The 24,911-nt window shown below is 64.3% G+C and carries 24 protein-coding genes and 1 pseudogene; 17 read left to right on the top strand and 8 right to left on the bottom strand.

Features of this window, described 5'->3' with window-relative positions; genetic code table 11:
- Positions 1 to 161: 161 nt before the first annotated feature.
- From LB515_RS22440 to LB515_RS22420, 5 genes are all read right to left on the bottom strand, one after another.
- The gene (locus LB515_RS22440; RefSeq protein WP_411969164.1) at positions 162 to 1,724 is read right to left on the bottom strand and encodes a copper resistance CopC/CopD family protein; all 1,563 of its coding nucleotides are present in this window, start codon (positions 1,722 to 1,724) and stop codon (positions 162 to 164) included.
- Between the two features lie 118 nt (positions 1,725 to 1,842).
- Entirely contained in the window at positions 1,843 to 2,361 is a 519-nt protein-coding gene (locus LB515_RS22435; protein WP_224546244.1) for a YcnI family protein, read from the bottom strand.
- A gap of 29 nt (positions 2,362 to 2,390) precedes the next feature.
- Complete coding sequence (locus tag LB515_RS22430; protein WP_224606825.1) at positions 2,391 to 2,945, bottom strand: copper chaperone PCu(A)C; 555 nt, start codon at positions 2,943 to 2,945, stop codon at positions 2,391 to 2,393.
- Between the two features lie 88 nt (positions 2,946 to 3,033).
- Complete coding sequence (locus LB515_RS22425; protein WP_224708999.1) at positions 3,034 to 3,381, bottom strand: hypothetical protein; 348 nt, start codon at positions 3,379 to 3,381, stop codon at positions 3,034 to 3,036.
- 144 nt (positions 3,382 to 3,525) lie between these two features.
- Complete coding sequence (locus LB515_RS22420; protein ID WP_095769222.1) at positions 3,526 to 4,428, bottom strand: GntR family transcriptional regulator; 903 nt, start codon at positions 4,426 to 4,428, stop codon at positions 3,526 to 3,528.
- Between the two features lie 355 nt (positions 4,429 to 4,783).
- Between LB515_RS22420 and LB515_RS22415 the strand changes: the two genes are divergently transcribed.
- The 5 genes from LB515_RS22415 (at position 4,784) to LB515_RS22395 (ending at position 11,382) form a co-directional block, all read left to right on the top strand.
- A complete protein-coding gene (locus LB515_RS22415; RefSeq protein ID WP_224708998.1) occupies positions 4,784 to 6,289 on the top strand; it encodes a UxaA family hydrolase in 1,506 nt (501 codons plus the stop codon).
- 339 nt (positions 6,290 to 6,628) lie between these two features.
- Positions 6,629 to 7,624, top strand: coding sequence for an ABC transporter substrate-binding protein (locus tag LB515_RS22410; protein WP_095769220.1), 996 nt, complete (start codon positions 6,629 to 6,631; stop codon positions 7,622 to 7,624).
- A 157-nt stretch (positions 7,625 to 7,781) separates the two neighbouring features.
- On the top strand, positions 7,782 to 9,335 hold the full coding sequence (locus LB515_RS22405; protein ID WP_224708997.1) for a sugar ABC transporter ATP-binding protein: 1,554 nt from the start codon (positions 7,782 to 7,784) through the stop codon (positions 9,333 to 9,335).
- Positions 9,332 to 10,297: an ABC transporter permease gene (locus LB515_RS22400; RefSeq protein WP_224532065.1), complete on the top strand. Its 966-nt coding sequence runs from the start codon at positions 9,332 to 9,334 to the stop codon at positions 10,295 to 10,297. Before LB515_RS22405 ends, LB515_RS22400 begins: the two co-directional genes overlap by 4 nt.
- Before the next feature lie 68 nt (positions 10,298 to 10,365).
- Positions 10,366 to 11,382, top strand: a complete 1,017-nt coding sequence (locus LB515_RS22395; RefSeq protein WP_224708996.1) for a zinc-binding alcohol dehydrogenase family protein — start codon at positions 10,366 to 10,368, stop codon at positions 11,380 to 11,382.
- 301 nt (positions 11,383 to 11,683) lie between these two features.
- On the opposite strand, the gene phnF is transcribed toward LB515_RS22395, so the two are convergent.
- Positions 11,684 to 12,427, bottom strand: a complete 744-nt coding sequence (gene phnF / locus LB515_RS22390) for a phosphonate metabolism transcriptional regulator PhnF (protein WP_224708995.1) — start codon at positions 12,425 to 12,427, stop codon at positions 11,684 to 11,686.
- Between the two features lie 139 nt (positions 12,428 to 12,566).
- Here phnF and phnG point away from each other — a divergent pair, with 139 nt between their 5' ends.
- The 3 genes from phnG to LB515_RS22375 are packed head-to-tail and all read left to right on the top strand — an operon-like array spanning position 12,567 to position 14,756.
- Positions 12,567 to 13,028 (top strand): phosphonate C-P lyase system protein PhnG, encoded by a 462-nt coding sequence (gene phnG / locus LB515_RS22385; protein WP_224708994.1) that lies wholly within the window; start codon positions 12,567 to 12,569, stop codon positions 13,026 to 13,028.
- Positions 13,028 to 13,639: a phosphonate C-P lyase system protein PhnH gene (gene phnH / locus LB515_RS22380; protein ID WP_224708993.1), complete on the top strand. Its 612-nt coding sequence runs from the start codon at positions 13,028 to 13,030 to the stop codon at positions 13,637 to 13,639. Before phnG ends, phnH begins: the two co-directional genes overlap by 1 nt.
- Position 13,640: 1 nt before the next feature.
- Positions 13,641 to 14,756 (top strand): carbon-phosphorus lyase complex subunit PhnI, encoded by a 1,116-nt coding sequence (locus LB515_RS22375; RefSeq protein ID WP_140845181.1) that lies wholly within the window; start codon positions 13,641 to 13,643, stop codon positions 14,754 to 14,756.
- 2 nt (positions 14,757 to 14,758) lie between these two features.
- On the opposite strand, the gene LB515_RS22370 is transcribed toward LB515_RS22375, so the two are convergent.
- On the bottom strand, positions 14,759 to 14,941 hold the full coding sequence (locus LB515_RS22370) for a hypothetical protein (protein ID WP_224708992.1): 183 nt from the start codon (positions 14,939 to 14,941) through the stop codon (positions 14,759 to 14,761).
- Positions 14,942 to 15,000: 59 nt separating this feature from the next.
- Here LB515_RS22370 and LB515_RS22365 point away from each other — a divergent pair.
- The 9 genes and pseudogenes from LB515_RS22365 to phnE (LB515_RS22325) all read left to right on the top strand — a co-directional run.
- Positions 15,001 to 15,834: pseudogene (locus LB515_RS22365) on the top strand (alpha-D-ribose 1-methylphosphonate 5-phosphate C-P-lyase PhnJ); the annotation flags it as partial.
- A gap of 131 nt (positions 15,835 to 15,965) precedes the next feature.
- Positions 15,966 to 16,742: a phosphonate C-P lyase system protein PhnK gene (phnK, locus tag LB515_RS22360; RefSeq protein ID WP_095769211.1), complete on the top strand. Its 777-nt coding sequence runs from the start codon at positions 15,966 to 15,968 to the stop codon at positions 16,740 to 16,742.
- Between the two features lie 2 nt (positions 16,743 to 16,744).
- Entirely contained in the window at positions 16,745 to 17,452 is a 708-nt protein-coding gene (gene phnL, locus LB515_RS22355; RefSeq protein ID WP_224708991.1) for a phosphonate C-P lyase system protein PhnL, read from the top strand.
- Positions 17,449 to 18,060 carry a DapH/DapD/GlmU-related protein gene (locus LB515_RS22350; RefSeq protein ID WP_224532073.1) on the top strand — a complete coding sequence of 204 codons (612 nt, stop codon included), beginning with the start codon at positions 17,449 to 17,451 and terminating at the stop codon, positions 18,058 to 18,060. The genes phnL and LB515_RS22350 overlap by 4 nt, the downstream gene beginning before the upstream one ends.
- A 529-nt stretch (positions 18,061 to 18,589) precedes the next feature.
- The gene (locus LB515_RS22345; RefSeq protein ID WP_263490378.1) at positions 18,590 to 19,294 is read left to right on the top strand and encodes a DUF1868 domain-containing protein; all 705 of its coding nucleotides are present in this window, start codon (positions 18,590 to 18,592) and stop codon (positions 19,292 to 19,294) included.
- 116 nt (positions 19,295 to 19,410) lie between these two features.
- On the top strand, positions 19,411 to 20,268 hold the full coding sequence (gene phnC, locus LB515_RS22340) for a phosphonate ABC transporter ATP-binding protein (RefSeq protein WP_224532074.1): 858 nt from the start codon (positions 19,411 to 19,413) through the stop codon (positions 20,266 to 20,268).
- A 141-nt stretch (positions 20,269 to 20,409) separates the two neighbouring features.
- Complete coding sequence (gene phnD, locus LB515_RS22335; RefSeq protein WP_095769301.1) at positions 20,410 to 21,318, top strand: phosphonate ABC transporter substrate-binding protein; 909 nt, start codon at positions 20,410 to 20,412, stop codon at positions 21,316 to 21,318.
- A 56-nt stretch (positions 21,319 to 21,374) separates the two neighbouring features.
- Positions 21,375 to 22,328, top strand: coding sequence for a phosphonate ABC transporter, permease protein PhnE (gene phnE / locus LB515_RS22330; RefSeq protein ID WP_224630488.1), 954 nt, complete (start codon positions 21,375 to 21,377; stop codon positions 22,326 to 22,328).
- Position 22,329: 1 nt separating this feature from the next.
- A complete protein-coding gene (gene phnE, locus LB515_RS22325; protein ID WP_224708990.1) occupies positions 22,330 to 23,697 on the top strand; it encodes a phosphonate ABC transporter, permease protein PhnE in 1,368 nt (455 codons plus the stop codon).
- A 295-nt stretch (positions 23,698 to 23,992) separates the two neighbouring features.
- Here the strand turns inward: phnE (LB515_RS22325) and LB515_RS22320 are convergent, their stop codons facing one another.
- Complete coding sequence (locus LB515_RS22320; protein WP_224709039.1) at positions 23,993 to 24,844, bottom strand: sugar phosphate isomerase/epimerase family protein; 852 nt, start codon at positions 24,842 to 24,844, stop codon at positions 23,993 to 23,995.
- Positions 24,845 to 24,911: the final 67 nt, after the last annotated feature.

Below are 24,911 nucleotides of genomic sequence, written 5' to 3'. Positions count from 1 at the left end.
GGCGGCGGCGTCAACCGTCTCGCAGAATTGTGTCGAGGTCGGTGAGACCAAGGGTGAAGACTGAGGGCGAAATGGTGAATGGTGAATAGTGAAATGGACAGGCGAACGTCGTCGCGACGCGGAAACGAAAATCGCCTGCTATTCACCATTCACTCTCAATTTCACTCTGCGCGAATATTAATTGGCGCCTCGACCTTCACCACCTCGAAGTCCGAAACGAGGATATCGAGCCGGGCGTTCCAGCGGCCGGGAAGCGGGATAGCGAGATTGTCGATACGCCAGGTGCCGTCGCCGGGTTTTCTCGCCGGCCACTTGATCGGCTCGATGCCGGAATCCGGCTTCGACAGCACCAGCGTCACCGCCTTGGCGTCGAGAGGCCCGAAATCGCCGGTCATGATCATAATCGAAGCGGCGACCTCGCCGGCATGGCCTGGCGTGATGCTGAGATCGGCCATCGCCTTCAGCGCATGGACGTGGATCGACACCGGCTGCGCGGCGGCGATCGCCAGCGCGCGTGGCGGCGGGGTGAAGCGCCAGCCGGCGGCGACGCCGAAAATGGCAAGCACGATGACCACCTCGATGCCGATCGAGCGCGCCATCCGCCGCTGCACCTCGGTGTCGCCGGCCTCGGCGGGCGCGGTCAACGTCCAGCGGTTGATGGCGGCCAACGTGAACAGGAAGAGCAGCAGCGTGAGCTTGAGCAGCAGCAGCCGGCCATAAGCGGTATGGATCAGCGCCGCCGGCTGCTGCACTTGGATGATCGCCAGCACGATGCCGCTGGCGGCAAGGACAGCCACGACCGGCAGGATCGCGCGCGAGAAGCGCCGCAGAAAGACCTTCGCTTCCGCCGGCTGCTGCCGCAGCGCGAGGCCGAGCGGCGCCAGCGCGCCGGCCCAGAAGGCGATCGCGGTGCCGTGCAGGAACACCAGCGGCCGCGTCAGCCATTGCGGTTCGGCGGCGCTGGCGTGACCGCTCGCAGCAAGGGCCGCGCCAACACCGAGCAGTGATACGGACGCCGCCAGCTTGCGCAAGCCCGACGGTCCGGCAAGAGAAAGCAAAGCCAAGCCGAGCGCGATCAGGCCGAGCAGCATCGTCCAGACGAAGCTCGTCTCGAGCGCGGTCTTCCAGACAGCCGGTGTCGCAAACCGGGCGAGCGGCGCGCCGAGCGCATCCAGCCCCTGCAGGCCGAGCGAAAGCGGCGCTCCGACGAGACCGATAAGAAGCGCCGCGATGACGAAGCGTCGGCCGCGGCGCCGGTCCTCGGCGAGCCAGGCAAGTGCGAACGCGCCGCCGATGCCGAGAAAAAGTCCGGCATAGAGAAACAGCTTGCCGAGCCAGATCGCTGCCCGCAGCGTCCAGTCGATGGCCTCACCCGCCACTGGTGCCGCGCTTGGCGCGCCCATAGAAAACAGCGCCGAGCCGCCGACCGGATGACCATCGACCGAAACGACTCGCCAACTCAGCACATGCGTGCCGGATTTGAGCGCTTCGGGATTGTCGATCTCGACGGTCTGGTCCTTGAGGCGGAAGGATGTCAGCGCAAGCTGTGAGCCGTCCGGCCGCACAAGCGTCAGCACCAGCGGCGAGACGGGCTCGCTGAAGGTCAGCGAGAATTTGCCGGGACTTTGCGTCAGCACGGCGCCGTCAGCCGGGTCGGTCGCGACCAGCGCGGCATGCGCCAAAGCGCGGCCGGGCACGACGAGCAGCGCCATCGTCACGAGCATTGCCGCCAGCCAGACAAGCGAGCCGGCAAGCATGCAGTTCATCGAGGAAGGCAGTGCTGCGTTCATGCCGTCATAACTGGAAATGTTGGCGCATCCCGAGGGAGCGCGCCAACAGAGATCATTTCTTCGGCAGCAATTTGATGCCGGGCGCGGGCGTTTCCAAGGCGTCCTCGTCCTGGCCGGCCGCCGGGATCTCGATCCAGCGCTCGGCGGCGTCGCCGCATTCCTGCACCACCGGGAAATAGAGCATCTGGCCGGCCGGCAGATCGGCCGCCAGCGAAGCGCGGAAGACGAATTCGTCATAGAATTCGTCCGGCAGATTGCCGCCGCTCCAGTCGATTTCCTTCACGCCGGTGGTCAAGGTCTCGCCATAGAGCTGGTAGGATTTCTCGTATTTGCCCTTCTTGACCTGCAGCGTCCAGCCGGGCTTGGGCATCGGCTTCACCGCGATGGCGCCTTCGGGTATCTGCACACGCACCGCGGTCGTTGCCTTGCCCTCGCAGCCATGCGGCACGCGCAAGACGGCCTTGTAGGTCGAGCCGACGGCCGCTTCCTGCGTTTCGAGCGTGATGTGGGCGAGCGCGGCATTGGTCCCGAGCGCGCAAAGCGCGCCCGCCGCCAAAACATACTTCTTCATGAATTGTGCCTCGATTTCGAATTGACGGGTTAGTCGGCGTGATCCATGTCCATATCGCCGGTGCCCGTCTCGCCCATGCCTTCGACGGCGAACTCGACGGTGACGCTGCCCGCCTTCTCGAAGGTCAGCGTCGCGGAGAATTTCTCGCCCTGCTTCGGCTGCCGCTTCAAGCCGGTGAACATCAGGTGATAGGCGCCCGGCTTCAGCGCGACCTTGCCGCCGGCCGGGATCTCCAGCCCGCCCTCGACCGGCCGCATGGTCATGACGCCGTCCTTGACGCCCATCTCATGCAGTTCGGCCTTTTCGGAGATGTCGGAGGAGATCGACAGCAGCCGGTCCGGCGCGCTGCCCTTGTTGATCACGGTGAAATAGCCGCCGCCCACCTTGGCGCCCGGCGGCGTCGCCCGCGACCAGGGATGCTCGATCTCGAGATCGCCGACCTTGAACTCATGCGCTAGGGCGGCGGGAATGCAGGCCAAGAGAAAGAAAAGGCTGAGCACGGCAAGGCCAACGCGCAGCGGGAGGTGAAACGGCGGCGCGCCGCGAAGGGCGAAGGCTTGCGCTTTGGGAAGAAGATTGGACATGGTTGCTCCATGAGTACGGGATCGCGCCGGAATGCGGCCGCGAACAGTCTGATCTTTGGATGAATAGGCCTGCGGAAGGTTCCGCGGATCAGACCATCGCCGGCGGCGCGCGCGGATTGGCCGGAGAGCGGTCGCGGGCGAAATCCTGGTGCTGGAAGGCCGGAGGCTGGAAGGCGACGGCCTCGAAAAGCTGGGTCCTGGCCAGGGCGACGGCCTCCGGCGGCGGCATATGCGCCGCCGAAACCATGTTGCAGCCGAGCGAGCAGCAGGCCGGCAGATGTTGTTGGTGGGGATCGCCGCCGGGGAGTTTTACAGCGCCTTCATGCGTGCAGATGACGTTGCCGAAGGCGTCGACCTGCGAAGGCGCGCCGAAGGCGAAAGCGCCGAGAGAGGACTGCAGCAATAGAAGCAGCGCCGCGACGAACGCGGCCGGCATGCTCCATCGTCTCAGCCGGATACCCAACGCAAAGCCTCTCCCGGAAACGCGTCGACGGTAGCACGGGGAATGCGCGCGGGAAATCGGCAAAACCGCGCTGCGGCAACGCGGCGCGATAACTCGTCGTGGATCGCGGCCGGCCTGTCAGGCGGGCTGCATCTGCCGCCCTTCGGGAATTGAGGTCAGCAGCGTCTGGCGCGCCGACTTCAGGTGCTTGCGACAGGCGGCGTCCACCTTGCCGGGATCGCGCGATTTCAGCGCCGCGATGTAGGCGAGATGCTCCTGAATAGCGACCTCGTTGCGCTGGCGCTCCTCAGCCTTGTTCCACTGATAGTGGTAATGGAAGATCATCGCGATGACATCGTAGAAGTCGACGATGAAGCGATTGTGCGAGGCGCGGTGGATCAGCCGGTGGAAGCGCTCGTCGAGCTCGGAGAATTCGTTGAAGCGCGTGGCGATCTCGCTGGCGAGCTGGCGATGCTCGAGTTCCAGCCGGTCAAGATCGGCCCATACCGCGCTATCTTCCGGCAGGGCGGCGAAAGCCGCCGCCGAACGCAGCTCGAAAATCTCGCGGATCTCGGTCAGCTCCAGCGCGAAGGCGCGCGTGAAACCCTTCAGCACCCAATGGCTGTTGCGCCGCTTCTCGATCAGGCCGAAGCGCGAGAAGCGGATCAGGAATTCGCGCACGCTGGTAGTGCCGACGCCGATCTCGCGCGCCAGCTCCAGCTCGTTGATCTGCATGCCGGCTTCGGCGCCTCCCGCAAGCAGACGCCGCATGAAAGAGCGCTCGATGATCTCGGCCAGCGAGTCGGTCTCCTCCTCGGGGAAGAAGTCCTCGGACCGCGGCGCCCTGAGCACGGTCTTATTACGCTTGTTCCAGTCGATAAGCCCGGTTTCTTCCATGCGCGCAAGGATGCTGCGCACCGTGGTGCGGCTGACGCCGAGCAGCGTGCCGAGCTCAGGCTCCGACGGCAGGCTCTTGGTCTCGTCGAGCAACCTGAGGCAGCGGTTGAAGGCGTCCTTGTAGACATTGTTGCTTTTCGACATGCCCCGTATCCCCCAACGCTTGCGGCGGCCTGCCGGAAACGCGATATGATCGGTGTTCCTAGAGCAGTTCAGCGTTTCTCGGAATCGCCGAACTGCGCTAAATCTTTGTTTCTGCGCAATTCCGGACGGAAAGCCGCTACGCCCTTTTCCTGGAATTGCTCTGGCGCAAGCCTCCGAAAAGCGGAACGCTTTTCGCCGGCTTGCCAAACGGGCGGCGCGGGCGTCCAAAAGACGAGCGCCAACCGAGCGAAAAAACAATTGACGCAAAATTGTTTTTTCCCGATAAAAGACATTACCTTTAAACGGGCGCAAGTCAATCCGCCCGCATTCCCAGGATCACCCAGGACAGCCGCCCGTGAACGTTGCAAACACCATCCTTCTCTCACCCTCCGATAATGTCGCCGTTGCCAACGGGCGCATCGAGATTGGAACGCCATTGCCGGGCGGCGCAACCGCGGCTGCCGTGATCGAGCCGGGCCACAAGGTGGCGATCAAACCGATCCCGGCGGGCGAAGCGGTTGTGAAATACGCGCAGGCGATCGGCCGCGCCACGCAAGACATCGCGCCCGGCGAGCATGTTCATTCGCACAATCTGGTTTTCGAGAGCGGCCGCTTGCCGGTGGTGCCGCCGAGCGAGGCCGAGCATGCCACCGAGGCCGACCGCAAGCGCACCTTCATGGGCTACCGCCGCGCCGACGGCCGCGCCGGCACGCGCAACTTCATCGGCATCATCGCCAGTGTCAATTGCTCGTCGACCGTCTGCCATGCCATTGCGGACGAAGCCAACCGCACGCTTCTGCCGAAATATCCCGGCATCGATGGCTTCGTGCCGATCGTGCACGGCCAGGGCTGCGGCATGAGCGCCACCGGCGACGGCATGATGGTTCTGCACCGCACTTTAGCCGGCTATGCGCGCCATCCGAATTTCGGCGGCGTGCTAATGGTGGGCCTGGGCTGCGAGGTCAACCAACTCACGCTTTACGGCCAGAAGGGCGTGGCCGCGGGAAAGCGGCATTTCAACATCCAGGAAGCCGGCGGCTCGCGCAAATCGGTCGAGCGCGCGATGGGCGTTCTGGCCGAGATCGCCGAGGAAGTGGGCCAGCTGCAGCGTGAGCCGATCCCGGTCTCGGAGATCGTCGTCGGGCTGCAATGCGGCGGCTCGGACGGCATGTCCGGCATCACGGCAAATCCGGCATTGGGCGCCGCCGTCGATATCCTGGCAGACTGCGGCGGCATCGGCATCTTGTCGGAGACCACCGAGATCTATGGCGCCGAGCATCTGCTGGCCTACCGCGCCGCCTCGCCCGAGATCGCCGCCAAGCTTGACGGCTTTGTGAAGTGGTGGGAGGACCATACCGCCAAGCACGGCGCCTCGATCGACAACAATCCCTCGCCCGGCAACAAGCGCGGTGGCCTGACCACGATCCTCGAGAAATCACTGGGCGCGGTCGCCAAGGGCGGCCAGACGCCGCTCAACGGCGTTTTCGGCTATGCCGAGAAAGTCTCGGGCAGCGGCCTGGTGTTCATGGACACGCCCGGCTACGATCCGGTTTCGGCCACCGGCCAGGTCGCCGGCGGCGCCAATGTCATCGTCTTCACCACCGGCCGCGGCTCCTGCTTTGGCTGCCGGCCGACGCCGTCGATCAAGGTCGCCACCAATTCGACCATGTATCACCAGATGGAAGAGGACATGGACGTCAATTGCGGGGTTATCGCCTCGGGCGAGAAGACCATCGCCGGCATGGGCCGCGAGATCTTCGAGCTGATCATCGAGACGGCGTCCGGCCGCAAGACCAAGAGCGAGGCGTTCGGCTACGGCGACAACGAATTCGTGCCGTGGCATCTCGGCGCGACGCTTTAATCAAAGGCCGTTATCGCGTCGGAAGCGCCACCGACAACAGGAGGCGACCTTCACTACCGTGCAGGCTTTTTCTATGGAATAAATATTCCATGTTGACAGAATTATGAAATTATTGTTCCATGCCGATAAGGAGGAACGGGAGCATCCGAGCACTGCCCAGGGACGAGCCGAACGGACCCTAGCCCGCATCGCGCACGGCAGCAGACATCGCTTGCATCGGTCACGGCAATGCTCTATCAAAAAACGGTATCTGTTTTTTATTGATAAAGTTCTGTTTGGGCCGCGCCTATCCAGATGGAGCTTCCGCAACCTTCACCAGGCGACTTAGGGAGGAACCTAATGAAATTCGTGACCAGCCTTCTCAACCGCCGCGCCTTCGTGGCTTTGGCCGCCGCTTCGATGCTCGCCGGCGCGATGCATTCCGCGCCCGCCTCGGCGGCCGACGTGACCATTCCGATCATCGTCAAGGATACCACATCCTTCTACTGGCAGATCGTTCTGGCCGGCGCCCGCAAGGCCGGCAAGGATCTCGGCGTCAACGTGCCGGAACTCGGCGCCCAGGCCGAAACCGACGTCAACGGCCAGATCTCGATCCTGGAAAACGCCGTCGCCAGCAACCCGGCGGCCGTCGTCATCTCGCCGACCGAGTTCAAGGCGCTCGGCAAGCCGATCGACGAGGCTGCCTCCAAGGTCAAGGTCATCGGCATCGACTCCGGCGCCGATTCCAAGGCCTTCACCTCCTTCCTGACCACCGACAACGTGCAGGGCGGCCGCGTCGCCGCTGACGGCCTCGCCGCCGCAATCGGCGCCGCCAACGGCGGCAAGGTGGAAGGCAAAGTCGCGCTGATCACGGCACTTCCCGGCGCCGGCTCGCTCGAGCAGCGCAAGCAAGGCTTCATCGAACAGATCAAGGCCAAGTATCCGGGCCTCGAGCTTGTCGCCGACAAATATGCCGACGGCCAGGCCACCACCGGCCTCAACATCGCGACCGACCTGATCACCGCCAATCCGGACCTCAAGGGCATCTTCGCCTCGAACCTGATCATGGCGCAGGGCGTCGGCCAGGCGATCGCCGAAAACAATCTCGGCGGCAAGGTGGCGCTGATCGGCTTCGACAGCGACGAAAAGCTGATCAAGTTCCTCAATGACGGCGTCATCTCGGGCCTGGTCGTCCAGGATCCGTACCGGATGGGCTATGACGGCATCAAGACCGCCTTGGCCGCCTCGAAGGGCGAGAAGGTCGAGGCCAATGTCGACACCGGCGCGAACCTCGTCACCAAAGACAACATGAAGGATCCCAAGATCGACGCGCTGCTCAACCCGAAGCTCAAGTGAGCAGCATCGCGACAGTCGTTTCCGGGGCCTCGCGCCCCGGAAACATCCATCGGGGCGATTTGGAAATTCGCCGGCCCGATTTAGGCTCCGCCTTCAAGATGCGCGCCAGACGCATCGCTGCGTACCCAATGGTTGAGGCCAATCTGGGAGGATTGTCATGACGTCGACGGCGCAGGAATTGCATCCGGCCCCCACGCTGGAACCGGGCAGGACGATCCTCGAGCTCAACGGCCTGGAAAAGCGCTACCCCGGCACGCATGCGCTGAAACCTGTGCATCTTGCCTTCAAGGCAGGCGAGATCCACGCGATCGTCGGCGAGAACGGCGCCGGCAAGTCGACCCTGATAAAACTCCTGACCGGCGTCATGCCGCGCACCTCCGGCGAGGTGATCTGGGAAGGCAAGCCGACCGCCTTGGCCACGCCGCATGAGGCGATGGCGCTGGGCATCAACGCCGTCCACCAGGAGGTGGTGCTCTGCCGCCATCTCACCGTCGCCGCCAACATGTTCCTCGGCGAGGAGGAGTCACGCTTCGGCCTCCTGCAGCAGCGCGCCATGATCAAGGACGCGCAGAAGATCATTGACGGGCTGGGCTTCGACTTGCCGGCGCATGTCATGCTCGGCGATCTCACCATCGGCCAGCAGCAGCTGATCGCCGCCGCCCGCGCTACGGTGCGCGGCACGAAATTTCTGATCTTCGACGAACCGACCGCTTACCTCACCCGCAAGGAGGCCGACCAGCTCTTTAAGCTGATCCGCCGGCTCAAAGGCGAAGGCGTCACCATTATTTATATCAGCCACCGCATGGAGGAAGTGTTCGAGCTCGCCGACCGCGTTTCCGTGCTGCGCGACGGCACTCTGGTCGGCACCCGCAACATCGCCGAGACCGACGAGCCCGAACTGGTCAAGCTGATGATCAACCGCTCGATCGAGCAGATCTACCACAAGGAACATTTCACCCCCGGCGCCACCATTGTCGAGACGAAGAACCTTTCGGGCAAAGGCTTCGAGAATGTCTCGGTGACCGTCCGCGCCGGCGAGATCGTCGGCCTCTACGGCCTGATCGGCGCCGGCCGCAGCGAGTTCGTCACCACGCTTTACGGCCGCCACAGGAAGTCGGCCGGCCAGATTCTCTGGCAAGGCAAGGAGGTCCAGGTCAACTCCGAGCACGACGCGATCCGGCTCGGCATGGCGCTGGCTCCGGAAAGCCGCCGCGACCAGGGCCTGTGCCTCAATTTGCCGGTCGGCACGAACCTCAACCTGCCGATCTACAAGCGCATCTCCAGCAATTTTCTGATTTCCGGCGCCAAGGAGAAGGCCGAGGCCGACCGCCAGATCGCCGACCTGCGCATCAAGACGCCGACGCGCAATGCGCTCGCCTCCAGCCTGTCGGGCGGCAACCAGCAGAAGATCGTCATCGGCAAATGGCTGGCGCATGGCGCCAAGCTGTTCATCTTCGACGAGCCGACGGTGGGCGTCGATGTCGGCACCAAGGCCGAGATCTATCGCCTGTTCTCGACGCTTCTGTCCAAGGGCGCCGGCATCATCCTGATCTCGTCCTATCTGCCGGAAGTCTATGAGCTTGCCGATACGCTGCACGTGTTCCGGCGCGGCAAGCTGGTCGCGACCCATGGTTTCCGGACCGCCAGCCACGAGGATATTTTGGGTCAGGCACTGGCCGAGAAACAAGAAAAGTCGGGAGGACAAAAATGAGCACCGAGGCGATCCCCGCCGAAAAACCCAAGCGCAATTTCAACGCCCTGTTCGGCCTGACGCTGCTTGGCCTTCTGCTCCTGATGTGGATCGTGTTGGCCGTCGCCACGCCGTCCTTCGCCACGACGCTCAACATCACCAACCTTCTGCGTCAGGGATCGCTGATCGCCATCCTCGCCGTCGGCCAGACCTTCGTCATCATCACCGGCGGCATCGATCTGTCGGTCGGCGCGGTGGTCGGCTTCACCACCGTCATTGTCGCGCTTTTGATCAACGCCGGCTGGCCGATCTGGGCCGCGGTGCTGATCACGCTGCTGGTGGGCGTCGCCATCGGCCTCTTCCACGGCTTCGGCATCGTCAAGATGGGCCTGCCGCCCTTCATCATCACCTTGGCCACCATGACCTCGCTGCGCGGCATCGGCCTCCTGATGACGAACGGCAACTCGATCTCCATCAACAGCGACTCGTTCCAGGCTTTCTCGCGCGGCTCGCTCGCGGGCATTCCCTACCTGTTCTGGATGGTGATCCTGGTCGCCATTCCGTCCTACGTGTTCCTGCACCACACGCGCTGGGGCCGCTACCTGTTCTCGGTCGGCTCCAACGCCGAGGCCGCGCGCCTGTCCGGCGTCAACGTGCCGCGCACCATCTTCATGGCCTATATCCTGTCCGGTCTTCTGGCGGCCATTGTCGGCGTGCTCCTGGCCTCGCGCATCGGCATCGGCAACCCGACGCAGGGCGACACCTATGAGCTGCAGGCCATCGCCTCGTCGGTGATCGGCGGCACCTCGCTGTTCGGCGCCATCGGGTCCGTGCATGGACCGCTGATCGGCTCCTTCATCCTTTCGACGATCAACAACGGCGCCAACCTGCTCAACGTCAACACCTTCTGGCAGCGCGTCATCACCGGCCTGCTGATCATCGTGATCGTCTACTTCGACGGCCTGCGCCGTCGCGGCAAATGACTCCTACGTGAAACTAACGCGCCGGCCCCGCTCGAGCGGCGCCGGCGCTCTTTGCCTGGATTTGCGATATGAAAGCCGTTGTCTGCCGTTCGCCCGGCGAGCTTGTCCTCGAAGACCGCGCCGGGCCCGGCGCACCGCCGCCCGGCTGGGCGCGCGTTGCGGTCAGCCATGTCGGCATCTGCGGAACCGACTACCACATCTTCGAAGGCAAGCACCCGTTTCTGGCCTATCCGCGCATCATGGGCCATGAGGTTGCCGGCACGATCGTCGAGAAGGGCGAAGGCGTCGAGATCAGCGTCGGCGAACCGGTCGTCATCAACCCCTATCTTTCATGCGGCAAATGCATTGCCTGCCGGCGCGGCAAGCCGAACTGCTGCGTGAAGATCGAGGTGCTGGGCGTCCATCGCGACGGCGCCATGTGCGACGAAATCCTGGTGCCGGCGCAGAACCTCTACCCGACGAACGGCCTGTCGCTGGCCGACGCCGCGGCGGTCGAATTCCTGGCCATCGGCGCGCATGCCGTGCGCCGATCGCTCGGGCTGCCCGGCCAGCGCACGCTGGTCATCGGCGCCGGCCCGATCGGCCTCGGCACGGCGATCTTCGCGCGCATCGCCGGGCTGGATGTCAGCCTGCTCGACATGAGCGCCGAACGTCTCGGATTCGCCGAGAAGCAGCTCGGCTTTGCCCCGCTGGACAGCTCGAAGGCGCCGGCTGCCGAGCTGGTCCAACAGGCAACAGCCGGCGAAGGGTTCGACCTCGTGTTCGACGCGACTGGCAACACCCAGTCCGTGCAGTCGGCCTTCGCCCACGTCGCGCATGGCGGCACGCTGGTGCTGGTCAGCGTCGTCAAGGACGACATCACCTTCTCCGACCCTGAATTCCACAAGCGCGAGATGATGCTGGTCGGCAGCCGCAACGCGCTGAAGGCCGATTTCGACCATGTCGCAGATTCGATCCGCAGCGGCGCTGTGCCGTTGAACAAGCTCGTCACCCATCGCACCACGCTCGCCGGAACGCCGCGCGACCTTGCCCGATGGACGCACGAGAAGTCGGGACTGATCAAGGCGGTCATTGAGGTCGGGTGATAACATGACAGGCGGTGAACTCAGCCCGAATTGACGGAGCGCCGCACAGGTCGACCCCCCACTCCGTCTCGGCTTCGCCGAGCCACCTCTCCCCCGGTCGACGGGGGAGAGGAAAGGCACGAGGCGATCCCAGCTGGCACCCTTCCTCTCCCTCCGGAGGGGGAGAGGTGGCGCCGCGAAGCGGCGACGGAGTGGGGGAAGGCGCTCCTCAAACGCGAAGCCGCTGACAATTAAGCGACCGAGCTGAGCTGACATCAGCGTGGGTCGATAAATCACGGGTCTCGTATAAAACCGGCACTCCCTACAACACCGACAACTTCAGCTCCACCCGCTCTGCCGGAAAGCGCGACTCCGCGAACTGGATTGGCTCACCGTCGAGCGTCACGTTGATTGCAATTGTGACCAGCACGATGGCGCCGGGCTGCAGATCGAGGGCTGCAAGATCGTCTGCGTCGGCATGGCGCGCCGACAGCACGGTCGAATGCCTCAGATAATCGTTGATGCCGAAGCGCTTCAGTGAGGCGGTGATCGATCCCGTCTCCGCCATTGCCCCCTCGATTCCGGCGAAGCGCTTGGCATCGAACCAGGTCGTCGCGCGCGACACCGCATGACCGTCGGCCTCGCCGCGCGTCTCCAGGCGGATGACGGCCGCGCCTTTGGCGATGCCCAGCGCCTCGGCGATGCGCCGGCCGGCCGGCTCGGTGGATGACGACAGCAGCGCGATATGCCGCTCGCTCGTCTGCCCCTGCAGCCCGGTCGAGAAGCGCGTGCGCGCGCCGATCGGATAGGACAGCCGCTTGCGCGACAACACGAAGGTGCCGCGGCCCTGCTCGGCCTTCAGCACGCCTTCCTGCACCAGTGCTGCAATGGCGCTGCGCACCGTGTGGCGGTTGACGCCGTAGCGCTCGGCCAGCGCGACTTCAGGCGGCAGCGCGGCATTTTCGGCGAAATCGCCATTGGCGATCGCCTGCAGGATCCTGTCGGCGATCTGCCGCCATAGCGATACGCCATTGCGCCTCTCGATGCTGCTTGCCAGCCCGGTCATTTCACCGCCCCCAACGTCATCACCCTAAACTTTTGCACCCGTTGTCATCCACCCGTCATGGACTCCCGTTACCAAGTGAGTATAATTTGTATAGTTGTCTATATCAATAGACAAATTTCTTTATGCAAGGAGCGATACCATGCGAGGACAGGAAGCGCGCGAGCAGGCCGGGCGGAAAGCCTTGATGGCGACGCTGGCGCATGCCGCGGCCGATGACATCGCTCGCCTGTGGAACGAGTCGGGCCTGCCCTCCGAGGCCGAGCTTTTGCGCGGCCCCGAAACCGGACTGGTGACGGTGCGCGGACGGATCGGCGGCGGCGGCGCGCCGTTCAATGTCGGCGAGGCGACGGTCACCCGCGCCACGGTGCGGCTGCCCTCCGGCCAGGTCGGCCACTCCTATGCGCTTGGCCGCGACAAGGGACAAGCCAAGCTAGCGGCGATCGCGGACGCGCTGTGGCAGGACCCGGCGCACCGCGAAGCGGTCGAGACAAAGCTCGCCGCGCCCTTGCGCGCGGCGCTCGATGCGGCGCGCGAGACAAAGCGAGTCGAAACAGCGGCCACGAAAGTGGATTTCTTCACCATGGTGCGCGGAGAGGACTGATGGATATCGCCACGCAATCGATCGACGGCGGCTTCGCAGAGCCGGTCTTCAACGCCCAGGCGGTGTTCCGCGCCATCATGGACGCGATGGCCCGCCCCGGCACCGTCCAGCCGCTGCCGCAGCTCGCCCGCCCGCCGGCGCCGCTGTCGGCGACGGCCGGCGCCGTGGCGCTCTCGCTCTGCGACAACGACACGCCGGTCTGGCTCGACCAGCCGCTGCAGGCGGAAGCCGCGGTCAAGGCCTGGCTCGGCTTCCACACCGGCGCGCCCTCGGCAAACACGCCGGCCGACGCACATTTCGCCCTGATCGCCAATCCGAAGGAGATGGCGGCGCTCGATGGTTTTGCGCAAGGCACGCAAGAATATCCCGACCGCTCGACGACGCTGATCCTCTTGGTCGACGATCTTGCCTCGGGCCCATCGCTGCTGCTCGAAGGTCCGGGGATCGAAAAGACGTCGATGATCGCGCCTCCCGGCATGCCGCGCCATTTCGTCGAGCAGTGGAAGCAGAACAACCAGCGTTTCCCGCGCGGCGTCGACATCATCCTGGCGGCGCCCGGCCACCTTGCCTGCCTGCCGCGCACCACCCGCGTCAAATCGATGGAGGCATGACATGTATGTCGCGGTGAAAGGCGGCGAAGCCGCCATTGCCAATGCGCATCGCCTGCTTGCCGACCGCCGCCGCGGCGACCGTTCGGTGCCGGCGCTGCGCCTCGACCAGATTGTCGAGCAGCTGGCGCTCGGCGTCGACCGGGTGATGAGCGAAGGCTCGCTCTATGATCGCGAGCTCGCGGCTCTCGCCGTTACCCAGGCGCGCGGCGATATGATCGAGGCGATCTTTCTGGTGCGCGCCTACCGCACCACGCTGCCGCGCTTCGGCTACACCAATCCGGTCGACACCGGCGCCATGCAGGTCGAGCGTCGTGTCTCGGCCACCTACAAGGACCTGCCGGGCGGCCAGGTGCTCGGCCCGACCTTCGACTATACGCACCGCCTGCTCGATCCCGAGCTTGCCGCCGGCGCCAAGGTCGAGATGCCGGCGCAGCGTCCGGCCGAGCCGGAGGCCATGCCGCGCGTTTCGGCGATCCTCGCCCATGAAGGCCTGATCGAGGCCGATGGCGAGATGCCGCTTGACCACGTGCCCGGCGACATCACGCGCGAGCCGCTGCAATTCCCGATGGCGCGCGACATCCGCCTGCAGGCGTTGTCGCGCGGCGACGAAGGTTTTCTGCTGGCGCTCGGCTATTCGACGCAGCGCGGCTACGCCCGCAACCATCCCTTTGTCGGCGAGATACGCATCGGCGAGGTCGAGCTGGAGCTCGACGTGCCGGAGCTGCCCTTCGCCGTGCCGCTCGGCTCCATCCGCGTCACCGAATGCCAGATGGTCAACCAGTTCAAGGGCTCGGCCAAGGCGCCGCCGCAGTTCACGCGCGGCTACGGCCTGGTCTTCGGCCAGAGCGAGCGCAAGGCGATGGCGATGGCGCTGTGCGACCGGGCGCTGCGCGCCACCGAGCTTGGCGAGGATGTCGTCGCCGCCGCGCAGGACGAGGAATTCGTCATCTCGCATTCCGACAATGTCCAGGCGACCGGTTTCGTCGAGCATCTGAAGCTGCCGCATTATGTCGACTTCCAGGCCGAGCTCGGCCTGGTTCGCCGCATGCGCGCCGAATACGAAGCGCGGGAAAACGAGGACAAGGCCGCCGAGGAGAAGCGCGAGGCGGCGGAATGACTTCAGTGTCCGCTACCGGAATGCCCGCCGCCGTCGAAGCCGCCAGTATAGTCGCCGCCACCGAAGGACTCGCCGTACGGAGGTTCCCTTGGCGCGGTGAGAACCATTTTCCGCAGCGCAAAGGTCGCGAAGCCGGCGAACACCAGCAGCAGCACGCCAAGATGCAACCAACCGGTAGAGTCCATTCGGGCGTCCTTCCGCGTCTTGGGCGCCAATTTCATAGCAGAGAGCGGACGTGATCGCCATGACCGACATCGCCACCTACAACTTCGCCTATCTCGATGAGCAGACCAAGCGGATGATCCGGCGCGCCATCCTGAAGGGCATCGCCATTCCCGGCTATCAGGTGCCCTTTGCCTCGCGCGAGATGCCGATGCCTTATGGCTGGGGCACCGGCGGCGTGCAGGTCACCGCTTCGATCATCGGCCCGGATGACGTGCTGAAAGTCATCGACCAGGGCGCCGACGACACCACCAACGCCGTTTCGATCCGCGCTTTCTTCAGGAAAGTCGCCAATGTCGCTGTCACCACCGACACGGCAACCGCCACCATCATCCAGACCCGGCACCGCATCCCCGAGCATCCGCTGACGGCAGGACAGGTGCTGGTCTTCCAGGTGCCGATCCCAGAGCCGCTGCGCTTCCTCGAGCCGCGCGAGACCGAGACGCGCAAGATGCACGCGCTGGAGGAATACGGCCTCATGCATGTGAAGCTCTATGAGGACATTGCCAGGCACGGCCGCATCGCCACCACCTACGCCTATCCGGTCAAGGTCGAGGGCCGCTACGTGATGGATCCTTCGCCGACGCCGAAATTCGACAATCCGAAGATGCACCGCTCGCCCGCCTTGCAATTGTTCGGCGCCGGCCGCGAGAAACGCATCTATGCGGTGCCGCCCTTCACCGACGTCGTCAGCCTCGACTTCGAGGACCATCCCTTCGAGGTGCAGACCTTCGACCAGCCCTGCGCGCTCTGCGGCGCCGGGAATGTCTATCTCGACGAGGTCATCCTCGACGACCATGGCGGCCACATGTTCGTCTGCTCCGATACCGACCATTGCGAGAAGCGCCGCGCCGACTCTACCTCCCCCTCGTGGGGAGGTCGCGCCGAAGGCGCCGGTGGGGAAAACGGCCAATCTTCTCTTTCTTCAATCCCCACCCCGGCGCTGCGCGCCGATCCTCCCCACAAGGGGGAGGGTAAGGAGGCCGAATGACCGACGAACCGCTGCTCCGCGTCTCGGCGCTGTCCAAATTCTACGGCTCGCGCATCGGCTGCGAGAACGTCACCTTCGACCTCTGGCCGGGCGAGGTTCTGGCGGTGGTCGGCGAATCCGGCTCCGGCAAGACCACGCTGCTCAACTGCCTGTCGACCCGCCTGCTGCCCTCTTCCGGCACGGCCAGCTACCGCATGCGCGATGGCCAATGGCGCGAGCTCTACCGCATGAGCGAGGCCGAGCGCCGCTTCCTGATGCGCACCGACTGGGGCTTCGTCCACCAGAACCCGGCGGACGGGCTGCGCATGACGGTGTCGGCCGGCGCCAATGTCGGCGAGCGGTTGATGGCGGTCGGCGACCGTCACTACGGCAAAATCCGCGCCACCGCCGTCGACTGGCTGTCCCGCGTCGAGATCGACGAGGACCGCATCGACGACGAGCCGCGCGCCTTTTCCGGCGGCATGCGCCAGCGCCTGCAGATCGCCCGCAACCTGGTGACTGGGCCGCGGCTGGTGTTCATGGACGAGCCGACCGGCGGCCTCGACGTCTCGGTGCAGGCGCGCCTGCTCGACCTGTTGCGCGGGCTGGTCACCGACCTCGGCCTGGCCGCGATCGTCGTCACCCACGACCTCGCCGTGGCGCGGCTTCTGTCGCAGCGCATGATGGTGATGAAGGACGGCCGCGTCGTCGAAAGCGGCCTCACCGACCGCGTGCTCGACGATCCGCGCGCGCCTTATACCCAGCTTCTCGTTTCTTCCATCCTGCAGGTGTGATGATGGCCACTCCTCTCGTTGTCTCCGATGTCGCCAAAAGCTTCACCATGCATCTGCGCGACGGCGTCACGCTGCCGGTGGTGACGGGTGTCTCCTTCTCGATCCGCGCCGGCGAATGCGCCGTGCTCGGCGGCCCGTCCGGCGCCGGAAAAAGCTCGATCCTGAAGATGCTTTACGGCAACTACGCCGTCGATGAAGGTCAGATCATCGTCCAGCATGGCGGCGGGCTGATCGACCTCGCCTCGGCCAGCCCGCGCACCGTGCTTTCCGTGCGCCGCCATACCATCGGCTATGTCAGCCAGTTCCTGCGTACCGTGCCGCGTGTCTCCGCGCTCGACGTCGTCGCCGAGCCGCTGGTCGAGCGCGGCGAGGACAGGGAAAGCGCGCGGGCGAGAGCGCGTGCCCTGTTGGCGCAGCTCAACCTGCCGGAACGGCTCTGGGCCTTGCCGCCCGCGACCTTCTCCGGCGGCGAGCAGCAGCGCGTCAACATCGCGCGCGGCTTCATCACCGAGCATCCGATCCTGCTGCTCGACGAGCCGACGGCCTCGCTCGACGCGAAGAACCGCGATGTCGTGGTCGAGCTCATCGCCGCCAAGAAGGCGGCGGGCGTTGCCCTGCTCGGCATCTTTCACGACCTCGACGTGCGTGAGGCTGTCGCCGACCGCGTCATCGACGTAACCGCCTTCGCCGCCGGAAAGATCGCCGCATGAAGAAGCTTTCGGAGGCGCCGCTGATCCATCCAACGGCGCAGGTCGAGAACTCGACGCTCGGCCGCTGGACCGAGATCGCCGAGCGCAGCCGCGTCGCCGAATGCGAGCTCGGCGACTATTCCTACATGATGCAGGACTGCGCCGTGTGGTGCGCGACCATCGGCAAGTTCTCCAACATCGCGGCAAGCGTGCGCATCAACGCCACCAATCACCCGACATGGCGGCCGACGCTGCACCACTTCACCTACCGCGCATCGGACTATTGGGACGACGCCGAGCATGAAAGCGCGTTCTTCGCCGAGCGCCGCGCCAAACGCGTCACGATCGGCCACGACACCTGGCTCGGCCATGGCTCGACCATCCTGCCCGGCGTCACCGTCGGCGATGGCGCGGCCGTCGGCGCGGGCGCCGTGGTGTCGAAGGATGTCGCGCCCTACACAATCGTCGGCGGCGTGCCGGCGAAGCCGATCCGCGAGCGCTTCGACCGCCGCACCGCCGAGCGCTACCAGGCTTTAGCTTGGTGGGATTGGGATCATGCAAGGCTGCGCGCTGCGCTCGACGATTTCCGCGAGCTGTCGGCGGAGGCGTTTTTGGAGAAATACGGTTGACGCCATTGATGTTTTGCCAAAGTATCGTTTAGAAAAACTCAGCGGCACAGAGCAGGTATGGGCTTTATTGTCTTAATACTTTTTTGCGTTGGAATGGCCCTGTTGGTACTGGGAATTTTGGCAGTGAAGCGTGAGATTAGTCGCTGGGGCCAGTCTGACGTAGTCTCCTCAATCATTATGATAGTGGTAGGCCTGGGATTATCGGCGACAGGATTAGTACCACTCTATATTTTATGGTTCCTCGCCAACCTTACCGGAAAGCCAGGCTAGCAGCCTTCCTGTAAGCCAGAGATCGTTTCCATCATACTGTTGCGCGGGCTGGCGATGGTCTCTGGACCGTGGAACGTCAGGTTAGGCGAAGGGGACGGTCAGACGCCGTTTCCACGGCCATGCTGATTATCTTGGGATTGTGCCAGTCCTCAGCGAGACTGGCTCCTACTCATCTGTTCGGCACGATACTCGTGCAGGCACCATTCACATCCCTGACATGTGACTCGGACAGGAGGCATCTCTCCCAAAGGAGATTGCCATGATCGTCAGACCCTCGCTCGCCGGATTTTTCGAAGGCACCAACCCGACGGCGCCGGTGCATCTCGGCACCCGTTACGATACCTCGGGCAACTTCCTCCCCGAGCCCGGCAACACGGTCGTCAGTCACCTCGTCGGCGGCTCGCCTTCGCAAGCTGCGATCATCGAGGTGCGCGAGTGCATCCGCGCCATGCCGGACGCGGACCGCCTCGCCTTCACGCCGGTCTCAAGCCTGCACATGACACTGTTCCAGGGCATCATCGAATACCGGCGCCGGCTCCCCTACTGGCCCTCCGACGTGCCGCTCGACACCAGCATCGACGACATGACCCGCCTCTATCTGCAGCGCCTGGAGGGCTTTGAGGCCTGCCCTCCGTTTCGTATCAAGACCGTCGGCATCACGCCGAACGGCCTTACGGTTGCCGGTGCTTCCGCTGAGGACGAGCGCATCCTGCGCCTGTGGCGCAACGCGCTGTCGGTGCCGTTCGGCTACCGCCATCCGGACCACGATGCTTATGTCTTCCACATCACCTTCGCCTATCAGATCCGCCGTCTAGCCGACGAGCGAGCCGCGGCCTGGCAGGATCTGTTCGATGATTGCCTGTCGTTCCTCGAACGCGAGGCTCCTGTGGTCGAGCTCAAGCCTCCGGCCTTCTGCAGCTTCAAGGACATGAAGCATTTCGAGGAATTGCTGGTGCTTGGTTGAATCTCCAAGCCTGTGGGACGTAACAAAACTGACATCAATCCGACACCCCAGCTTCATCGGCCTGCGCTAGCGAAGGTTAACAGACCTGCAAAAACGCGACGGACTGGAGTTTTGGTATGTCAGCATCATCGGCCACGCTTGAGATCCGCGGCGTAACCCGACGATTTGGCAAGAACACCGCCGTCAGCGATATCAACATCTCGATCCCGCGCGGCCAGATGGTCGGCATCATCGGCCGTTCCGGCGCCGGCAAGTCGACGCTTTTGCGCATGATCAATCGTCTCATCGATCCGAGCCAAGGATCGATTTTTTTTGAAGGCGCCGAGGTTTCCAGCCTGCAGGGATCGCCGCTGCGGCGCTGGCAGCGCGACTGCGCCATGATCTTCCAGCAGTTCAACCTCGTGCCGCGCCTCGACGTGCTGACCAACGTGCTGCTCGGCCGCCTCAATCATCGCTCGACGGTTTCCAATCTGCTCGGCATGTTCACGCGCACCGAATGCGCCGAGGCCGTGGCAGCGCTCGAGCGCCTCGACATCGCCCGCACCGCGCTGCAGCCGGCCGGCACGCTGTCGGGCGGTCAGCAGCAGCGCGTGGCGATCGCCCGCGCCATGATGCAGCAGCCGAAGGTGATTCTGGCAGACGAGCCGATCGCCTCGCTCGACCCGCTCAACGCCAAGGTGGTGATGGATTCGCTGCGCGACATCAATCTGCGCGAAGGCATCACCGTCGTCACCAACCTGCACACGCTGGACACGGCGCGCGCCTATTGCAGCCGTATCATCGGCATGGCCGCCGGCAAGGTCGTCTTCGACGGCGCTCCGGAAGACCTCGACCGCGATGCCGTGCGCACGGTCTATGGCGCCGATGCCAGCGGCGCCGAGATCTCGGAAGCCATCACGTCGACCGCCGTGACCATCAAGCCGAAGATCACCGCATCCGCCGGACCGCTCGAACCAGCCTTTCCTGGCTACTGAATCCACCGTCCCGGCCCCAGCCGGTGCGGGCAAATCGTGGACTTCAGCAGAGCAACCCGGATCGCCCGCCAGCGTCAAAGGCAAGACTTGAAAAATCAGAACGCCGCCGGCGCGCAGCCGGAGCAACAGGAGAGAGACAAAATGTTCAGGAAGATGGTTTTTGGGGCGGTTTCGCTGCTCGCCATGGCGGCCAGCGCCGCGCATGCCGCTGATATCAAGGAATTCCGCGTCGGCATCCTCGGCGGTGAGAACGAGACCGACCGCCTGCGCAACTACCAGTGCCTCGCCGATCACCTGAAGTCGGAATTCGGCTTCGAAAAGGTGTCGCTGTTCCCGGCCGCCGACTATGACGGCGTTATCCAGGGCCTGCTCGGCGGCACGCTCGACTTCGCCGAGCTCGGCGCGTCCGGTTACGCAAGCGTCTATCTCAAGGACCCGAAGGCGGTCACGCCGATCCTCACCACCAAGCAGACCGACGGCTCGACCGGCTACTACTCGATCGGCCTGGCGCTGAAGTCTTCCGGCATCACCGACATCAAGTCGGCCAAGGGCAAGAAGCTCGGCTATGCCGATCCGGATTCGACCTCCGGCTATCTGATCCCGCTGACCCAGATTCCGAAGGACACCGGCGCTTCCAACGAAACCTACTTCGCCTCGACCCAGTTCAACGGCGGCCATGAGAACAACGTGCTGGCCGTGCGCGACGGCAAGGTCGACGTGGCGGTGGACGATTCCTCCGGCATCGGCGATTTCAAGAACGGCTACACCTCCGGCACCTTCCACAAGGAAGTCGCCAAGGGCGCCGTCGACCCGAACGACTTCGTCGAAGTGTGGCGCTCGGGCCTGATCCCGAACGGCCCGCTGGTTGTCCGCACCGCGCTCGGCGACGAGATGACCGCCAAGCTCACCGCTTTCTTCACCGCGCTGCCGGCCAAGGACAAGGCCTGCTTCGAAGGCGTCGAGGGTGGTGATTTCACCGGCTACGTCCCGGTGAAGCCTGACTTCTACAGCGTCATCGTCGAAGCCCGCAAAGCCGCCATCGGCGGTTAAAGGCATCAGGAAAAAGGGCGGCGTTCGAAACGCCGCCCTTTTTGCATGTCCCGATCATGACATCAGCGACACTCCATTCCGACGCCACCCGCCAGCAGGCCGATGCCTGGCGGCGCCAGACATCGCTGCGCCGTTTCTACACCGCGCTTGGCGTCGGCCTGCTGCTTGTCGCCATGTGCGCGACCATGTGGTTCGCCGACGAGGCCAATGCCGGCCATTTCTTCGACCGGCTGCCACACATCCTCGATTTCCTGAGCTGGCTGGTCCCGAAGGACTGGAACGATGTCTGGCGCGCCCTGTTCGACATCGCCTCGCCCAACGACAAGGGCACGCAGGAATTCAATTTCCCGCTTGGCCGCGTCTACATCTGGGGCGGCTTCTACATCCCTGAATATTTCGAGCTGATGCTGACCACGGTGAACGTGGCGCTGGTCTCGACCTTCATCGGCTTCGTCTTCGCCGTTCCCTTCTCCTTCATCGCCGCGCGCAACCTGACGCCGAGCCCGGTCCTGCGGCTCATCGTCAAGCGCTTCATGGAATTGCTGCGCGCCTTCCCCGAAATCGTCATTGCCGGCCTGTTCGCAGCCATCGTCTCGATCGGCCCGGTCGCCGCCATCATCGCTATCGGCCTGCATTCGATCGGCGCGCTGGGCAAGCTGTTCTACGAGATCAACGAGAACATCGATATGCGCGCGGAAGAGGGCCTGCGTGCTGTCGGCGCCAACTGGTTCGAACGCGTGCGCTTCGCCGACCTGCCGCAGGTGTTGCCCAATTTCATGTCCTATACGCTGCTCAGGATCGAGATCAACGTGCGCATCTCGACCATCATGGGCGCGGTCGGCGGCGGCGGCATCGGCGAGGAATTGAAACTTTCGATCTCGCGCGGCTTCGGCGCCAAGACGCTGGCGCTGGTGCTCTTGCTCTTCGTCACCATCTTCCTCGTCGACCAGTTCTCCGCCTGGCTGCGCCGCAAGCTCGTCGGCGAGCAGGCTTTCCTGATGAGCGCTTGAAATGGCCGCCATGACTGCCGAAGAAATCAGGACCATAGAAGACCGCCATCCGCAGATATTCCAGCGGCCGGCCTATAAGCGTTTCTGGCCGCTGCTGCTGATCGCCGGCACCGTGCTCTATCTCGCCTATGCCTTGTGGTTCTTCAGCCTGCCGCAGGTGCTGCGCGAGTCGCATTGGGAGCGCCTGCCGCTCTTCCTGTCGCAATGGATCAGCTACGACCTGCAGCCGGAATTCCGGCTCGACCAGCCCGAGATCACGCCGAAATATCCGCGCTTCTCGGCGCTCGGCGAGCATCCTGATCCCGACTGGGTGATCAAGAATCCGGACGGCACCTTCACCGTCCTGATCGACGGCCGGGACAAGTCCGTCACCTTCGACAAGACAAGGGCAACGATCGTCGCCAACGGCCAGACGGTGCCGGTGTCGCTCACCGGCGGCAAGCCGGTGGTGACAGGTCCGGTGCCCGACTGGGTGACCGTACACGACGACGAGATCGTCGCCAAGATGGGCTTTGTCGGCGAGGTGCGCGTCACCGTCGACCGCGTCAAGGTGCGCAAGCGCTTCCTCGGCTGGGCCAATTTCGTCTTCGACACCCGCTCGCCCTTCTTCGGCAAATCGGCCGGCGAGGTCATCTCGCTCATCGCCTCCGGGCCAGAGGTCAAGCCAGGCACCTCGAACCTCGCCTTGGCCGCAGAAAACATCTGGAACAACGCGCAGTGGCAGCATGGCGATGTCTGGACGAAGCTGTTGCAGACCATCGTCATGGCCTTCCTCGGCACGCTGCTTGGCGGCATCGTCGCCTTCCCGCTTGCCTTCTTCGCCGCCCGCAACATCACGCCGAGCGGGCTGCTCAGCCAGGTGCTGAAGCGCTTCTTCGATTTCATGCGCTCGGTCGACATGCTGATCTGGGCGCTGTTCTTCACTCGCGCTTTCGGCCCCGGGCCGCTGGCCGGCAGCGCCGCGATCTTCTTCACCGAAATCGGTACGCTCGGCAAAACCTATTCCGAGGCGCTGGAGAACATAGACGACAAGCCGCGCGAGGGCGTGCTTTCGACCGGCGCCAACGGCTTGCTGGTGCAGCGCTACGGCGTGCTGCCGGAAGTGGTGCCGGTCTTCATCAGCCAGACGCTCTACCAGTGGGAATCGAACACCCGAGGCGCCACCATCATCGGCGCCGTCGGCGCCGGCGGCATCGGCCTGAAACTATGGGAAGCGATGCGCACCAATTCGAACTGGGCCAACGTCTTCTACATGGTGCTGCTGACGCTGCTCGTCGTCTTCATCTTCGACAATATCTCGAACTTCCTGCGCCGCAGGCTGAGCCGCACGCTGCACGATTACAATCGGCTGCAGGCTACGCAGGGGTAACCTTGTGGCGCAGAAGCGCAAGCATCGTCTCGCCTGCGCCAAAGGTCGACCCCCACTCCGTCGAGCTTCGCTCGACACCTCTCCCCCGATCGACGGGGTAGAGGAAAGGCGCCAAGCTGTCCGATCCGCGCCTGTCGTCGAAGGCCGAGGCTTTTTTCCTCTCCCGGCGCCACCAGGCTCCCTTTCCTCTCCCTCCGGAGGGGGGAGAGGTGGCTCGGCGAAGCCGAGACGGAGTGGGGGAACCACCTGGCAACCGCTGCCACGGCAAATAGAAAATGGATCAGGCGCAGGGCCCCTAAGCCGCCTTCTTCCACCGGTCCCTGATATGCCTGTACCCCTCGCGATAAACCGCCTCCGGGCTTTCCGCGAAATCCCGCCACACCTTGGTCGCCGCAGCCAGATCCTTCAGTGAGCGCCCGAACGATTCGATCGTCAGCCAGTCGTCATAGCCGCTCTTGCGGATGGCGGAGAACGTCTCCTTCCACGGGATGTTGCCGCGCCCCGGCACGCCACGATCATTCTCCGAAATGTGGATATGGACAACGTTCCGGCGATGCTTTGTATAGGCGCCGATCGGGTCGGCCTCCTCTATATTGGCATGGAACGTGTCGTACATCGCCTTGATGTGCGGCCGGTCGATCGCGTCGATGTGTTCGCACAGGTCGGCCATGGTGTTGACGAGATAGCATTCGAAGCGGTTGAGCGCTTCGAGCCCGATGGTCACGCCCTTCTTGCCGGCATAGTCGCCGATCGCGCGTTGCGAGGCGACCGAGCGCTTCTTTTCGGCGATAGTCGGCCCGCTGCCGGAAAAGGCGCCGAGCGTCGAATGCAGCGGGCCGCTGAGCGTGTCCGCGCCGAGCGCGGCGCTGCAGTCGATCGCCCATTTCATGTAGTCGATGCCGGCCTTGCGCGTCGCGGCGTCCGGCGAGATCAGGTTCATCGCCGGATCGCCCATGGCCGAGACCGCGGTACGCTCCAGCCCGATGCGGTCGAGCATCTCGCCCAACTTCTTGTAGTCGTCGGGCGCGCCCGCGAAGACCGGTATCTCGACGCCGTGGAAACCGGTCGCCTTGATGTCCTTCAGCAGCGCCTCGTGCTTCTTCGAGACGCTGGTGGTCCACAAGAACATGCACATGCCGATTTTCATCGACATCCCCCTCCCCAACTTGCGGCCAGCCATTTGCGTTGGCGGGCCACACTCCCCCTCATCCGGC

This window comes from Mesorhizobium sp. CA15 (assembly GCF_020165215.1).
GTDB lineage: Bacteria > Pseudomonadota > Alphaproteobacteria > Rhizobiales > Rhizobiaceae > Mesorhizobium.
Note: the sequence above shows the minus strand (reverse complement) of the source record. Positions and strands in the feature narration are given on the sequence as shown.